At 55.6% G+C, this 14,056-nt stretch carries 14 protein-coding genes and 1 other annotated feature; of the genes, 6 read left to right on the forward strand and 8 right to left on the reverse strand.

Annotated elements, in window-relative coordinates; translation table 11 throughout:
• The 5 genes from C7386_RS12535 to rbr all read left to right on the forward strand — a co-directional run.
• The coding region (locus C7386_RS12535; RefSeq protein ID WP_116704883.1) for an IS30 family transposase at positions 1-294 on the forward strand (294 nt) is incomplete at its 5' end.
• Between the two features lie 252 nt (positions 295-546).
• Complete coding sequence (locus C7386_RS12540; protein ID WP_116705665.1) at positions 547-1,512, forward strand: polysaccharide deacetylase family protein; 966 nt, start codon at positions 547-549, stop codon at positions 1,510-1,512.
• Between the two features lie 401 nt (positions 1,513-1,913).
• On the forward strand, positions 1,914-2,567 hold the full coding sequence (trhA, locus tag C7386_RS12545; protein WP_116705666.1) for a PAQR family membrane homeostasis protein TrhA: 654 nt from the start codon (positions 1,914-1,916) through the stop codon (positions 2,565-2,567).
• 668 nt (positions 2,568-3,235) lie between these two features.
• Positions 3,236-3,619, forward strand: a complete 384-nt coding sequence (locus C7386_RS12550; protein ID WP_116705667.1) for a Fur family transcriptional regulator — start codon at positions 3,236-3,238, stop codon at positions 3,617-3,619.
• 60 nt (positions 3,620-3,679) lie between these two features.
• Complete coding sequence (gene rbr, locus C7386_RS12555) at positions 3,680-4,219, forward strand: rubrerythrin (protein ID WP_116705668.1); 540 nt, start codon at positions 3,680-3,682, stop codon at positions 4,217-4,219.
• Positions 4,220-4,446: 227 nt separating this feature from the next.
• On the opposite strand, the gene trpA is transcribed toward rbr, so the two are convergent.
• From trpA to nth, 8 genes are all read right to left on the reverse strand, one after another.
• A complete protein-coding gene (gene trpA / locus C7386_RS12560) occupies positions 4,447-5,226 on the reverse strand; it encodes a tryptophan synthase subunit alpha (RefSeq protein ID WP_110437341.1) in 780 nt (259 codons plus the stop codon).
• Positions 5,227-5,357: 131 nt separating this feature from the next.
• Positions 5,358-6,542 (reverse strand): tryptophan synthase subunit beta, encoded by a 1,185-nt coding sequence (trpB, locus tag C7386_RS12565; protein ID WP_110437342.1) that lies wholly within the window; start codon positions 6,540-6,542, stop codon positions 5,358-5,360.
• Complete coding sequence (locus C7386_RS12570) at positions 6,539-7,150, reverse strand: phosphoribosylanthranilate isomerase (RefSeq protein ID WP_110437343.1); 612 nt, start codon at positions 7,148-7,150, stop codon at positions 6,539-6,541. The genes trpB and C7386_RS12570 overlap by 4 nt, the downstream gene beginning before the upstream one ends.
• Positions 7,147-7,929 carry an indole-3-glycerol phosphate synthase TrpC gene (gene trpC / locus C7386_RS12575; RefSeq protein WP_110437344.1) on the reverse strand — a complete coding sequence of 261 codons (783 nt, stop codon included), beginning with the start codon at positions 7,927-7,929 and terminating at the stop codon, positions 7,147-7,149. The genes C7386_RS12570 and trpC overlap by 4 nt, the downstream gene beginning before the upstream one ends.
• Positions 7,926-8,945, reverse strand: coding sequence for an anthranilate phosphoribosyltransferase (gene trpD / locus C7386_RS12580; RefSeq protein WP_110437345.1), 1,020 nt, complete (start codon positions 8,943-8,945; stop codon positions 7,926-7,928). The genes trpC and trpD overlap by 4 nt, the downstream gene beginning before the upstream one ends.
• A 172-nt stretch (positions 8,946-9,117) precedes the next feature.
• Complete coding sequence (locus C7386_RS12585) at positions 9,118-9,690, reverse strand: anthranilate synthase component II (protein WP_116705669.1); 573 nt, start codon at positions 9,688-9,690, stop codon at positions 9,118-9,120.
• Entirely contained in the window at positions 9,690-11,147 is a 1,458-nt protein-coding gene (locus tag C7386_RS12590; protein WP_110437347.1) for an anthranilate synthase component I family protein, read from the reverse strand. The genes C7386_RS12585 and C7386_RS12590 overlap by 1 nt, the downstream gene beginning before the upstream one ends.
• A gap of 243 nt (positions 11,148-11,390) precedes the next feature.
• Positions 11,391-11,640: a binding site (T-box leader), on the reverse strand.
• 87 nt (positions 11,641-11,727) lie between these two features.
• On the reverse strand, positions 11,728-12,366 hold the full coding sequence (gene nth / locus C7386_RS12595; protein WP_110437348.1) for an endonuclease III: 639 nt from the start codon (positions 12,364-12,366) through the stop codon (positions 11,728-11,730).
• Positions 12,367-12,603: 237 nt separating this feature from the next.
• Between nth and glyA the strand changes: the two genes are divergently transcribed.
• Positions 12,604-13,845: a serine hydroxymethyltransferase gene (glyA, locus tag C7386_RS12600; RefSeq protein ID WP_116705670.1), complete on the forward strand. Its 1,242-nt coding sequence runs from the start codon at positions 12,604-12,606 to the stop codon at positions 13,843-13,845.
• Positions 13,846-14,056: the final 211 nt, after the last annotated feature.

Here is a 14,056-nt window from a genome sequence, read left to right on the forward strand (position 1 = left end):
GATAACGGCAGCGAATTTGCCAATGTAGATGGCATGGAGAACTCCGGCCTGCGCAAGAGTGAGAAACGCACGAAAGTATATTACTGTCATGCCCATCATAGCTGGGAGCGTGGTTCTAACGAGAACGCTAATCGCCTAATCCGGCGATGGTTTCCAAAAGGTACTGACTTCTCCAAGGTGACGGCAGCACAGATCGCTGCCTTGCAGGACTGGATCAATAACTATCCACGCAAGGTTCTCAGCTGGGCAACCTCCAATACAGTGTACGAACTGTATATGCAGCAGCAGGAATAAGCCTTCAAAATCGCATATTTTCTCATTTTAGGAGTGGCGAAAAAAGTCACTCCTTGTTGGCGTGCCTAAAATACCTCGAATTACCCTAAAAAAGTGCTTATAAAGCGTAAAAAGTAAAGGCATTGTGTATGATGTACACAATGCCTAAAAATCTTCTATCAATTTGTGTTAATTTTGCTCTTGCTACTCAGCTCGACAAACCCACTGTAATATGATATACTGAACGAACAATAAGCGGTAGGAGGCTTACATATGAAAAAGTTCTGGCAACGCCTGGTCCTTTTCGGACTGACAGGTGCATTTTTTGTATCCTGTATCAGCTGCAGCGCGGCAAATACTGCCTCTAAGGTTCCGATTCTGATGTACCACAACCTGACGAACGACCCGTCCGCCGTGACGAGCATGACCATCACCGGCGAGCGTTTTCAGGAGGACATGGAATATCTGGAATACAACGGCTACACGCCGCTGCTCTCGGCGGATTTGATCAACATCCGAGCCGGAAAGGAAGCCATGCCCGAGCGGCCGGTCATGATCACCTTTGACGACGGTTATCGCTCCAATTACGATATTGCGTACCCGATTCTGCAGAAAACCGGCATGAAAGCCGTCATTGCACTGATCGGCAAAAGCATTCGCGCAAACGACAACACGGAAGCGAACCGCTTTTTCCTCAAGTGGGACGAGGCAGCCGAAATGGCTGACAGCGGTCTGGTAGAGCTGGGTTCTCATACCTACAACCTGCACAACCCGCAGTACGGCGGACTGACCGCACCGGACGGCATCAATGGCATCCAGCGGCTGAAGGGCGAGTCGCAGGCGGCGTATAACAAGCGCGTCGGCGAGGACCTCAAGCAGAGTATTGACCTCATCACGCAAAATACCAGTCAGAAAAACGTGCTGTTTTTCGCATATCCGTTCGGCGCGCGCGACGAGTGGATGCAGCCGCTGCTGCAGAAAAACGGTATTCAGGTCAGCGTGCTGACCAACACCGGAACGGCGTCTATTCAGCGCAAATTGACCGATTTGCCGCGTTACCGCATCACGATGGACACCAAACTGAGCGATATTCTTCCGGCGAACCCGAACGCCTCGCACGATATTACCGTGCGGGCGCACATGCCGACCATGATAAAAAATGAAAAAATCCGGCAGGAAGTCGCCCGGCACCTTCCCGCGCAGGAGAGAACCATAAAAATTCCGAAATCGTATACCTGATTTTTCAAGCACTGTCTTTGATTAACAAAGACGGTGCTTGAGACTGTCGAAAAACTTTGTTTTCCGAACAGCCTCTCGCTCGAAACCACGCTTTCGAGCGAATCTCGAAGAAAAACCGCGTCCTGCGGACACATTTTTTCTTCCCTTGTATAAATTCCGAGATACATGCTCCCGGAATTTATGAATTTGCAAAGCAAATTCGATTGAATGCGTGCTGCCGCACGAAGCATAAAAATCGAATATTGCTTTTTCGACAAGCTGAAGCACTGTCTTTGATTAACAAAGACGGTGCTTTTTTCATGGTGACAATTTGGAGAAAGCACTTGCAATTTTCGGAAAATATGGTATTATAACAGATGTGATATAGTTTTTAACTCTACATAGCAAAAGGAGGAGTTTGTATGCCTCGTGCATTTCTCAAGGCCCGCGAGCCGTTTTCCAGTTACTCTCATTTCATCGGTGCGGTGCTCAGCGGCGCCGGACTGTTCGTGCTGCTCGTGCGGCTGCTGTTCGATTCGTCCGTCACCGGCTCGCTGGCGGCGGCGGCCGTGGTGTTCTGCCTGTCGCTGATCGCGCTGTACTCCGCAAGCAGCGTGTACCATTTCTTCGGCCGCGGCGAAGCCGTCCTGCGGCGGCTGAAAAAACTTGACCACAGCATGATCTATGTGCTGATCGCGGGCAGCTATACGCCGATTATTCTCAAATTCATGCCTGCGCCGCGCAGCTATGTCTTTCTCGGCGTGATCTGGCTGATTGCGCTGACCGGCATTGCCATCAAGCTGCTGTGGATTGACGCGCCGCGTCTCATCGGCACCGCGCTGTACCTCGCGCTTGGCTGGGCAATCGCGTTTGATTTCGGGGTTGTGCTGTCCATGCCCGCGCCCGCCATTGCCCTGCTGGCTGCCGGAGGTCTGTCGTATACGGTCGGCGGCGTGATCTATATCGCCAAAAAGCCGAATTTAGGTAAAATGATCGGATTTCATGAGCTGTTTCATCTGTTCGTAATCGTCGGCAGCGTTTGTCATTATCTGATGGTGTTTCTATATGTTCTCTAACAAACGAGCCGTGAATCTTCATGTGATTCACGGCTCGTTTGAGGCTGTCGAAAAACTAACGTTTTCCGAGCAGCCTCTCGCTCGAAACCACGCTTTCGAGCGAAACCGAAGAAAAACCGCGCCCTGACGGGCACATTTTTTCTTCCCTTGTATAAATTCCGAGATACACAAGGTGAATTGCCGCATAGCGGCAAGAGAGGGTGGTCTGGACCATGCTCCCGGAATTTATGAATTTGCTTCGCAAATTCTATTTTATGCGTGCTGCCGCACGAAACGCAAAACGCCAATCTGACTTTTTTGGCAGGCTGAAACGAGCCGTGAATCTTCATGTGATTCACGGCTCGTTTTTTGTTTTCATCCGCACCCGGCAAACCATTTTTTATTACTGCTATGGCGGAACACTCCATAATTCGGATGCTTTATCCACGGATGATCCGGCTCTGTACCATAATTATTCCGTATATATTTTTCTAACTCCGTTCGATCCATACTGTTATCTCCATTCCCCGGTTTATATTTATCGTATCATACTCTCCGTATCGCCTGCAACCTTTTCAAGATCTCCTCCCATACAGTATTCAAAAAGGTGCTTCTTACCGATTGACAAAAATATAGATTTGCAATATACTCTTAATTAAGAAGTAATACTAATAAAGGAGGTGCATTTTATGCAGACCAGAAACACCATTCAGCGTCAGATTGTATTGCAGGCAGTGAATCAGATGCACAACCACCCTACCGCAGATGCGATTTATGCCGTTATCGCGGCGCAGCACCCGACCATCAGCAAGGCCACGGTTTACCGCAATCTGAACCAGCTGGCAGCTCAGGGCGAGATTTTGCGCGTGCCTGTGCCGACCGGTGCCGATCACTTTGATTTCAACATCAAGCCGCATTATCATGTGCGGTGCACCAAGTGCGGCGGCGTTTTTGATGTATTTATGCCGCCTGTCACCGATCTCATCGACCGCGTGGAGGATTCCTCCGGCGTGGAGCTGCATCGGTACGAAATTCTGTTCGAGGGTATTTGCAGCGCTTGCAGGAAAGACTAAAAAAGCAGTCAGAACGGTCTGACCGTCAACCGGAAGAATAGCGGAGAAAGGATAACTATTATGGCAGAACTCAAGGGCACCCGCACCGAAGCAAACCTGCAGACCGCATTTGCAGGCGAATCCATGGCACGCAACAAGTACACGTTCTTTGCCTCCAAGGCGAAAAAGGACGGCTATGTGCAGATTGCGAAAATCTTCGAGGAGACCGCCGCAAACGAGAAGGAGCACGCGAAAATCTGGTTCAAGCTGCTCAACGGCGGCATTGACGACACCGCAGCCAACCTCAAGGCTGCCGCAGAGGGCGAAAACTACGAGTGGACCGACATGTATGCCACCTTCGCCAAGGAGGCGCGTGAGGAGGGCTTCGACCACATCGCGGACCTGTTCGAGATGGTCGGCGCGATCGAAAAGGAGCACGAGGAACGCTACCGCAGGCTGCTCAGGAATGTCGAGGATAAGCTGGTCTTTTCCCGCGACGGCGACTGCGTATGGCAGTGCTCCAACTGCGGACATATCGTGGTTGGCAGGCAGGCGCCCGAGGTCTGCCCGGTCTGCGCGCATCCTAAAGCCTACTTTGAACTCAAGGCTGACAATTACTAATTGAAAATTGAGAATGGAGAATTGAGAATTGCGGTATCGCGCAAGCGCGATGATTGAATTGCCGCCCATTGGGCGGAATAACTCCATCCACCTCAATAATCGCAAAAAACGAGGGAGAACCAACCGTTTCTCCCTCGTTTTGTCATTTGAACATCAATGAACCAATGAAAAATGAACCGAAACCCGTTTGACCGTCGCGTTCATTCTCCATTCTCCATTTTCAATTTTCAATTTGCGTTCCGCACCGCGTCCTTCATGCTCTTGACGTACTCCTTGACGTGCGGCACGCAGTCTTTTCCGTACTTTGCACAGATTTTGACGATTGCCGAGCCGACGATCGCGCCGTCCGACTGGGCGGCCATCTTTGCGGCCTGCTCGGGCGTGGAAATGCCGAAGCCGACCGCGCACGGAATATCCTGCGTCTCCTTGACCAGCTTCACCATCGCGCCGATGTCGGTGGTGATGCTCGAGCGCACGCCGGTAACGCCGAGCGAGGACACGCAGTACACGAAGCCGGAGGCTTCCTTTGCGATCATGCGGATGCGGTCGTGCGAGGTCGGCGCGATGAGCGACACGAGGTCGATACCGTACTGGCGGCACAGCGGGTCAAACTCGGCCTTTTCCTCGAACGGAACGTCCGGCAGGATAAGACCGTCCATGCCGATCTCAGCGGCAGTGCGGATGAAACGCTCCGAGCCGTAGGAGTACACCACGTTCGCGTAGGTCATAAATACCATCGGAATGTCGGTTTTCTGACGGATGCGGCGCACCATGTCGAAAATTTTGTCAGTGGTCGTGCCGGCGGACAGCGCACGCACGTTGGCCTCCTGAATGACCGGGCCCTCAGCGGTCGGGTCGGAGAACGGGATACCCAGCTCGATGAGGTCCGCGCCCGCGTCCGCCATCGCGTAAACGATCTGCTCGGTGACGTCCAGAGACGGGTCACCGCAGGTTACAAAGGGAATGAAAGCCTTGCCGCTCCGGAAGGCAGATGTTATCTTGCTCATAGCTTACTCCTTTTTCGTAGGGCGTGACGACCTCGGCACGCCGATGGTAACGATGTGCATACGGCCTGCATGGCGCGCCGAGTCGTCGCGCCCTACGGCATATATTCAAAAACGATGCATAAATTTCCTAATCACTCATGAATGTCCTCGCCGCGGTAGCGTGCGATGGCCGCGCAGTCCTTATCGCCGCGGCCGGAGATATTGATAACGATGGTCTGGTCCTTGCGCATGGTCAGCGCGAGCTTCATCGCGTATGCGACTGCGTGCGCGGACTCGATGGCCGGGATGATGCCCTCGATACGGCTGAGATACTCGAATGCGTTTACCGCTTCGTCGTCCGTCACCGGAACGTACTCTGCGCGGCCGATGTCGTGCAGGTAAGCGTGCTCCGGGCCGATGCCGGGATAATCCAGACCGGCGGAGATGGAGTAAACCGGTGCGATCTGGCCGTATTCGTCCTGACAGAAATAGCTCTTCATGCCGTGGAAAATGCCCAGACGGCCGGTTGCGATGGTCGCGGCCGTTTCTGCGGTATTGACACCGCGGCCCGCAGCCTCACAGCCGATCAGGCGCACGCCCTCATCCTCGATGAAGTTGTAAAACGCGCCGATGGCGTTCGAGCCGCCGCCGACACATGCCATCACGACGTCCGGGAGTTTGCCCTCCTTTTCGAGCATCTGCTCCTTGATCTCCTTGGAGATGACCGACTGGAAATCGCGCACGATGGTCGGGAACGGGTGCGGGCCCATGCACGAGCCGAGGCAGTAATGCGTATCGTCAATGCGGGAGGTCCACTCGCGGAAGGCTGCCGAGCAGGCATCCTTGAGCGTGCCCGTGCCGGTCGAGACCGGGATGACCTCCGCGCCGAGCAGGCGCATGCGGTACACGTTGAGCGCCTGACGCTCGGTGTCCTCCACGCCCATGAACACCACGCACTCCATGCCCATCAGGGCTGCGGCCGTCGCAGTCGCAACGCCGTGCTGACCGGCGCCGGTCTCTGCGATCAGACGGGTCTTACCCATCTTTTTCGCCAGCAGCGCCTGACCGAGCACGTTGTTGATCTTATGGGCGCCGGTGTGGTTGAGATCCTCGCGCTTGAGGTAGATCTTCGCACCGCCGAGGTCGTTTGTCATATGCTTCGCAAAGTACAGGCGCGACGGACGGCCTGCGTAGTTGTTCAGCAGCTCGGTCAGCTCTGCGTTGAATGCCGGATCGTTCTTATAGTGGTTGTAGGCTTCCTCCAGCTCGATAACCGCGTTCATCAGCGTTTCCGGCATGTACTGACCGCCGTGTACGCCAAAACGTCCCTTGCTCATTGGTTTGCTCCTTTCACAAGCGCCGATACGCGGCGCATCTTATCAATATCCTTTACATCGTCCGTTTCAATGCCGCTGGACAGGTCGAGCGCATACGCGCCGGTCTGTGCGGCTCTTTGGACGTTGGTTTCATTCAGCCCGCCCGCGAGAAAATACGGGTGGTTTACCTCGCCTATCAGCGACCAGTCGAACGTCTTGCCGCTGCCGCCGTAGGCGTGCTTTACATAGGTATCCAGCAGCAGCCAGTCCACCGGCAGGGTGTCCGCCTGCTCAATGTCGCGGTGGGTCTCCACGCGGACGGCGTAGACGATGGGCGCGCTTGTCAGCTTTCGCAGCCTGCTTATATAATGCATGCTCTCGCCGCCGTGCAGCTGGATGATGTCGATAACCTCATCGCGCACCAGCGCGGCGATGTGCTCGGGTTCGTCGTTCACGAACACGCCGACCGTCTTAATCTCCGGGTCGAGGTGCTCCTTGAGCCGCGCTGCATCCCTATCCGACACATGCCGGCGGCTCTCCGCGAACACGAAACCGATAAAGTCCGGTTTTGTTTCGTTCGCGGCCTCTATATCCTCTTTGCGGGTCAGTCCGCAGAATTTCAGCTTCATTTTACCGCCTCCCGCAGGGCATCGAGCGCCTGTTTCTTGTCTGCGGCACGCATGAGGTACTCGCCTACCAGAACGGCATCCGCGCCGGTCTTTCGCAGTGCCGCCGCATCCGCCGGAGCGGAAACGCCGCTCTCGGCTACGAAAACCGTACCGTCCGGTGCGCCCTCGCGCAGCCGCGCCGCGTTGCCAAGGTCCACGGTGAAGTCCTTGAGGTTGCGGTTGTTCACGCCGATGAGCCGCGCACCCGCTCGAACCGCAGACTGCATCTCCTGTGCATCGTGCGTTTCCACCAAAGCGCTTATGCCTAATTTGTCGCAAATGCCGATATAATCGCGTATCGTTTCGGTGTCCAGCAGTGTGCAAATGAGAAGCACCGCGTCCGCGCCGAGGACCTTGGCCTGATAAATCTGGTACTCATCCACCGTAAAATCCTTGCGTATCATCGGTCTGGTGACGATTCCCCTAACCTTTTTGAAGATTTCGTCCGATCCGAGAAACCACTTGGGTTCGGTCAGGCACGAAACACAGTCCGCGCCCGCGTCCTCGTAGCTTTGCGCGATTTTCTCAAAGTCGAACACCGGGTCGATGATGCCCTTGGACGGGCTGGCCTTCTTGACCTCGCAGATGAACGCACATTCTTTGCCGGAAAGCGCTTTTTCAAACCGAAAATCGCCTTTCGGGAGTGCTTCCGCCTGCGCCTTCATGTCCTCGAGCGAAATCTTCGCCTTGTCCGCCGCGACCCGCTCGCGGGCGTGCGCCGCCAGTTCGTCGAGGATCATGCCTTTGCCGCCTCCTGCGTTGCCGCTGCAAACCGGTTGAGCTTCGCGAGCGTCGCGCCGCTGTCAATGAGCTCGGCGGCCTTTTTGATGCCGTCCGCCAGCGTCAGGCCGTCCAGACCGAGGTACAGCGCGATACCGGCGTTCAGCAAAATCTCCTCGCGCTTCGCGCCCTGCTCACGGCCTGCAAGGATGTCGCGGGTGATCTGTGCGTTTGCCTTGGGTGAGCCGCCGCACAGCTCGTCCACCGTGCAGAGCGACAGGCCGTATTCGGTCGGGTCGAGCTCATACGGCGTGAGTTCGCCGTCGCGGATCTCGCAGACCTTGTTCCTGCCGATGAGGCTGGCCTCGTCCATACCGCCGCCGCAGACCACCATGCCGCGCGTTACGCCGAGGTTACTCAGCACCTGCGCCATCGGCATGACGAGGCTTTCATCGTACACGCCGAGCAGCTGCATAGTCGCGCGCGCCGGATTGGACAGCGGGCCGAGCACGTTGAAGATGGTGCGCTCGCCCATGCCCTTGCGGACAGGCGCGACGTTCTTCATGGACTTGTGATAGCCCTGCGCGAACAGGAAGCAGATGCCCGTTTCCGCCAGCACCCTTTCGTTCTGCTCGGGCGACAGCGACAGGACAACGCCGAGTTTCTCGAGCACATCCGCCGCGCCCGACTTGGAGGACACCGAACGGTTGCCGTGCTTTGCCACCGGCACACCGCCCGCCGCCGCCACAAATGCGGCGGTCGTGGAGATGTTGAACGAGCCGACCTCATCGCCGCCCGTGCCTACGATGTCCATAACCGCGCCTTTCGGCTCAATGTGCGCGCCCTTTTCGCGCATGACCTCGGCGCACGCCGTGATCTCGGTGATGGTTTCGCCTTTCATACGCAGCGCTGTCAGGAGCGTTGCCATTTCGATGTCGGTCGCCGTGCCGTCCATCATTTCCTCCATCGTTGCACGAGCGATGGTGTAGTCCAGATCTCGGCCGTTGATGGCCTCGTGAATTGCAAGCTGAATCATAATTCGTACCTCTTTTGTAAATGTTAAATCTCTAAGTAATTGAAAATTGAGAATGGAAAATGTCGCTATCCTTGCGCGAGTTCCGTCCGCGCTGCGACAATGTGCGGCGCTCTGCGCGATACCTTAACTCTCAATTCTCCATTCTCAATTCTCCATTCTCAATTCTCCATTCTCAATTCTCCATTTTCAAAAAGTTCTGCATAATGGTTGTTCCCTGCGGTGTCAAAATGGATTCCGGATGAAACTGCACGCCGTAAATCGGCATGGTCTTATGCCGCACAGCCATGATCTCTCCTCTTTCGTCGCGGGAGATGACCTTGAGGCAATCCGGCAGAGAATCCGGTGCGGCGACCAGAGAATGATAGCGCGCTACCATGGTCTTTTTTGCCAGACCCTTGAACAGCGGCTCGTCGGTATCCACCTCGACGATGCTCTGCTTGCCGTGCATGAGCTGCTGCGCGTGCTCGATGCGGCCGCCGAACGCCTCGCAGATGGCCTGATGACCGAGGCACACGCCGAGAATCGGGATGCTGCCGCCGAGCCTGCTTACCACTTCCTCGCAGATGCCCGCGTCCTTCGGGTAGCCGGGCCCCGGAGAAAGGATGATGTGCGAGGGATTCAGTCCCTCGATCTCACCAACGGTGAGCGCATCATTGCGGACTACCTTGATTTCCGGCTCGATAGCCGCCGCCTGCTGGAACAGGTTATAGGAAAAAGAATCGTAATTGTCGATCAGGAGAATCATTATCCGTCTACCTCCGAAGCACGCTCGATGGCATTCATGACTGCCTTTGCCTTGTTTGCGCTTTCCATATATTCATTATGCGGCACGGAATCCGCGACGATGCCGCCGCCCGCCTGTACGGTCACGATGCCGTTCTTCTTGGCAGCCATGCGGATGGCGATGCAGGTATCCATATTGCCGGTGAAATCCAGATAGCCGAGTGCGCCGCCGTATACGCCGCGCGGCTCGCTCTCCTGCTCCTCGATGATCTCGCACGCGCGGATCTTGGGTGCGCCGGACAGGGTGCCCGCCGGAAGCACGGCTTCGATGGCATCGCAGGCATCGTACTTTTCATCGATGTCGCCCTCGACCTGAGAGCAGATATGCATGATCTTGGAATAGCGGTGGATCATCATGTAATCGGTGACTTCGACCGTGCCGATCCTGGACACGCGGCCAAGGTCATTGCGGCCGAGATCGACCAGCATGTTATGCTCGGAAAGCTCCTTCTCATCGGCAAGCAGCTCGTTTTCGAGCGCCTTGTCCTCCTCCGGCGTTTTGCCGCGCGGACGGGAGCCGGCCACCGGGAAAGTCGTCAGACGGCCATCCTGCAAGCGCACGAGCGTTTCCGGAGAGGAGCACATGATTTCATCTCCATTAATGGAGAGGAACACCATGTACGGCGAGGGGTTGGTGGTGCGGAGCACGCGGTACGCCGAAAGCAGGCTGTCCTGATACGGACTGGAGAACTGCCGCGACTGCACGGCCTGAAAGATATCGCCGTCAAAGATGTACTCGCGGGTCTTTTCCACGATATCGGCGTACTGCGCCTCGGTGACGTTGCAGGTGAAGTTCGGCCTGCCGGTTGCCTTGAGCGGCGGAAGCGGGGTCTGGTCGTTGATTAGCGCCGCCATGCCCTCGAGCGCCGCACACGCCTTGCCGTAATTCTCCATCACGCTGTCGGTCTTCATGTTGACCACGAGCACGATCTTCTGCTTGAGGTGGTCGTACGCGATGACCTTGTCGAACAGCATCAGGTCGAAATCATCCCATGCGCCGCGCTTGATATTGAGGGTCGGCTCGGCGTAGCCCAGCATCGCATACGCGAAGTAGCCGACGAAACCGCCCGTGAACGGCGGCTGACCCTCAAGCCGCGGTGCGCGGTACTCGCCGAGCACCTCGCGGAGAACGGTGAGCGGCTTGTCGGTCTTGACCGTCTTGTTGACCGTACCCTCGAGCGTTACCGTGCCGTTTTTGCAGGTCGCACGCAGAATCGGGTCATAGCCGAGGAAGGAGTAGCGCGCCCATTTTTCGCCGCCCTCCACGCTCTCCAGCAGGAAAAAGCGGTCGGAACGGGTCTGCAGGCGGCGCAGCAGCGAAATCGGCGTTGTCATATCGGCGTAGATCTCGCGGCAGACCGGAATGGTCGTATATTCCTCCGCGAGCTTCAAAATCTCGTCACAGCTTGGGGTAATCATTGTGTTTTCCTCCATATTTCAGCATTCCAGCCAAATAATCCATTCGGTAATACCGGGTAATCGGGCAAGAGTGATTTGCGCGTAAATTTTGTTTCCTGATGCGGCGCGGTTCCGCAGCAATACTTTGTGTATTGCAAGGGGCCGCAACAAAATCAGGGAGCAAAATTTCCGAAAAGCACCGCAGGCCGATTGCGCGGTATTGCCGACAACAAAAAAAGGCTTTCATCCTATGATACAAACGTATCATGGGACAAAAGCCTGTTACTTCTGCGGTACCACCCAAATTGACGTACAAAAACGTCCACTCTGTCGTGTGCAAACACACACGCTCCCTTGATAACGGCGGGATTCCCGTCAGCCATACTCTCCCTGCGGATTTGAGGCTGCCCTCACAAGTCCATTCAGCAACGTCCTCTGCTGCTTTCCTCACACCACCGGAAAGCTCTCTGAAAGCGCGGTCTCGCTCTTACTCACTCTTGTTCTGCGGTTTTGCTTTTTCTGACATCAGTATATTCCAACGATGAGAATTTGTCAAGTGGATTTTCTATGTTTTTTCTCAAAGTCCTACTTTTTCTCTATGTTATTTCGCAATGGGATAGGACGGGCACACCGCGCCGAGCGGACAGCCCTCGCACTTCGGGCTGCGGGCGGTGCAGTGCTCGCGGCCGAACAGCACCAGCCGGTGGCAGAAATCGGACGACTCCGCCGGGTCGAGCAGCTTTCTCAGGGCGTTCTCCACCTTGACCGGGTCCTTCTCGTTCTTGACGAAGCCCAGCCGGTTGGACAAACGGATGCAGTGCGTATCGCACACAATGGCCGGTTTGCCGAAAATATCCCCGAGGATGAGGTTGGCGGTCTTGCGGCCGACGCCCGGGAGCTTGAGCAGCTCCTCCATGGTATCCGGCACCCTGCCGCCGTAATTGGCGATGAGCATCATGGCGCACGCCTTGAGGTCGCGCGCTTTGGTGCGGAACAGGCCGCAGGTCTTGATGGCCTCGGCAATCTCCTCCTCGGACGCATCCGCGAAGCTCTGCAGGGTCGGAAACTGCTTGAATAATTTTTCTGTCACAATATTGACGCGCGCGTCCGTACACTGCGCGGAAAGCCGGGTGGCGAACAGCAATTCATAATCGTGTGTATAATGCAGGGCGCAGACCGCCTCCGGATAGACCGATTTCAGCAGCTCGGTAACGGCGGCGGCTCGTTCTTTCTTAGTCATTGTGTTATCCTCTCTCCCCAAATAATCCTACTGGTATTGTAACATATCGTCGAAAAAAGGGCAACTGTTTGCACAAAAATGCACAATGTAACATTTTCACTATAAACTGCTAAAGCGTTAACGCAAAAATCAGATATTTGTCAATAGATTCCATGCGAAAAATGTGGTTTAATTATAATAGTAAATTCTTATCGTACAATATCATAATATTGTTCTATCCCCGCAGGAGGCTGTATCATGGTTCGTCAAGCAATGGACTTCGTGACGGCGTTCGACCCCGAACTCGGACGTATGATCGAAGCAGAATACAAACGACAGGCGCGCAACATTGAGTTGATCGCCTCGGAAAACATCGTCAGCGAGGCTGTTATGGCGGCAATGGGCAGCGTGCTGACCAACAAGTACGCCGAAGGCTATCCCGGCAAGCGCTACTACGGCGGCTGCGAATGCGTCGATGAGGTGGAAAACCTCGCCATCCGCCGCGTGTGCCAGCTGTTCGGCGCGAAATACGCGAACGTGCAGCCGCACTCGGGCGCGCAGGCGAACATGGCGGTCTATCAGGCGCTGTGCAAGCCGGGTGATACCGTGCTCGGCATGAGCCTGGACAACGGCGGTCACCTGACCCACGGCTCGCCGGTCAATCAGTCCGGCCTGCTGTACAACATCGTGCCCTACGGCGTGGATGAGAACGGTCTCATTGACTATGATGCGCTCCGTGCCCTTGCCAAAAAGGAACAGCCGAAGATGATCATCGCCGGTGCGTCCGCGTACCCGCGCGCCATCGACTTTGAAAAATTCGCTGAAATCGCACACGAGGTCGGCGCGTACCTGTTCGTTGACATGGCGCACATTGCCGGTCTGGTGGCTGCCGGTCTGCACCAGAGTCCGGTTCCCTACGCGGATGTCGTCACCACCACCACGCACAAGACGCTGCGCGGTCCGCGCGGCGGCGTTATCCTGACGAACGATGAGGAACTGGCAAAGAAGTTTAACAAGGCCATCTTCCCCGGCACACAGGGCGGCCCGCTCGAGCATGTCATCGCCGCAAAGGCGGTCTGCTTCGGCGAGGCGCTCAAGCCGGAGTTCAAGGCGTACCAGCAGCGCGTCGTCACCAACGCGCGCGTGCTCGCGGACGCACTCCAGAAGCAGGGCTTCGATCTGGTCGGCGGCGGCACGGACAACCACCTGATGCTCATCGACCTGCGAAAGACCGGCGTGACCGGCAAGGAGCTGCAGCGCCGTCTGGACGAGGTATACATCACTGCCAACAAGAATGCCATCCCGAACGACCCGGAAAGTCCGTTCGTCACCTCGGGCATGCGCATCGGCACGCCCGCTGTCACCACCCGCGGCTTCGGTGCGCCGGAGATGCTCCGCATTGCCGAGTTTATCTGGCAGGCCGCAACCGATTTCGACAACAAGGCAAACGATATCCGCCGAAATGTACGCGATATCTGCGCAAATTTTCCAATTTACTAACAATTTTTGCCGACTCCCTACTGTTGGAGTCGGCTTTTTTGTTGGCTTTGTTCGGTTTGCATAATGCAAAATTACCTGTCAGAAACAGTCGAGCAGATAAAGTTTTTGTAAGGTTTGCTGAGTAGCAAGAGCAAAATTAACACAAATTGATAGAAGATTTTTAGGCATTGTGTACATCATACACAATGCCTTTACTTTTTACACTTTATAA

It is taken from the genome of Agathobaculum butyriciproducens (genome assembly GCA_003096535.1).
Taxonomy (GTDB): Bacteria; Bacillota; Clostridia; order Oscillospirales; family Butyricicoccaceae; genus Agathobaculum; species Agathobaculum butyriciproducens.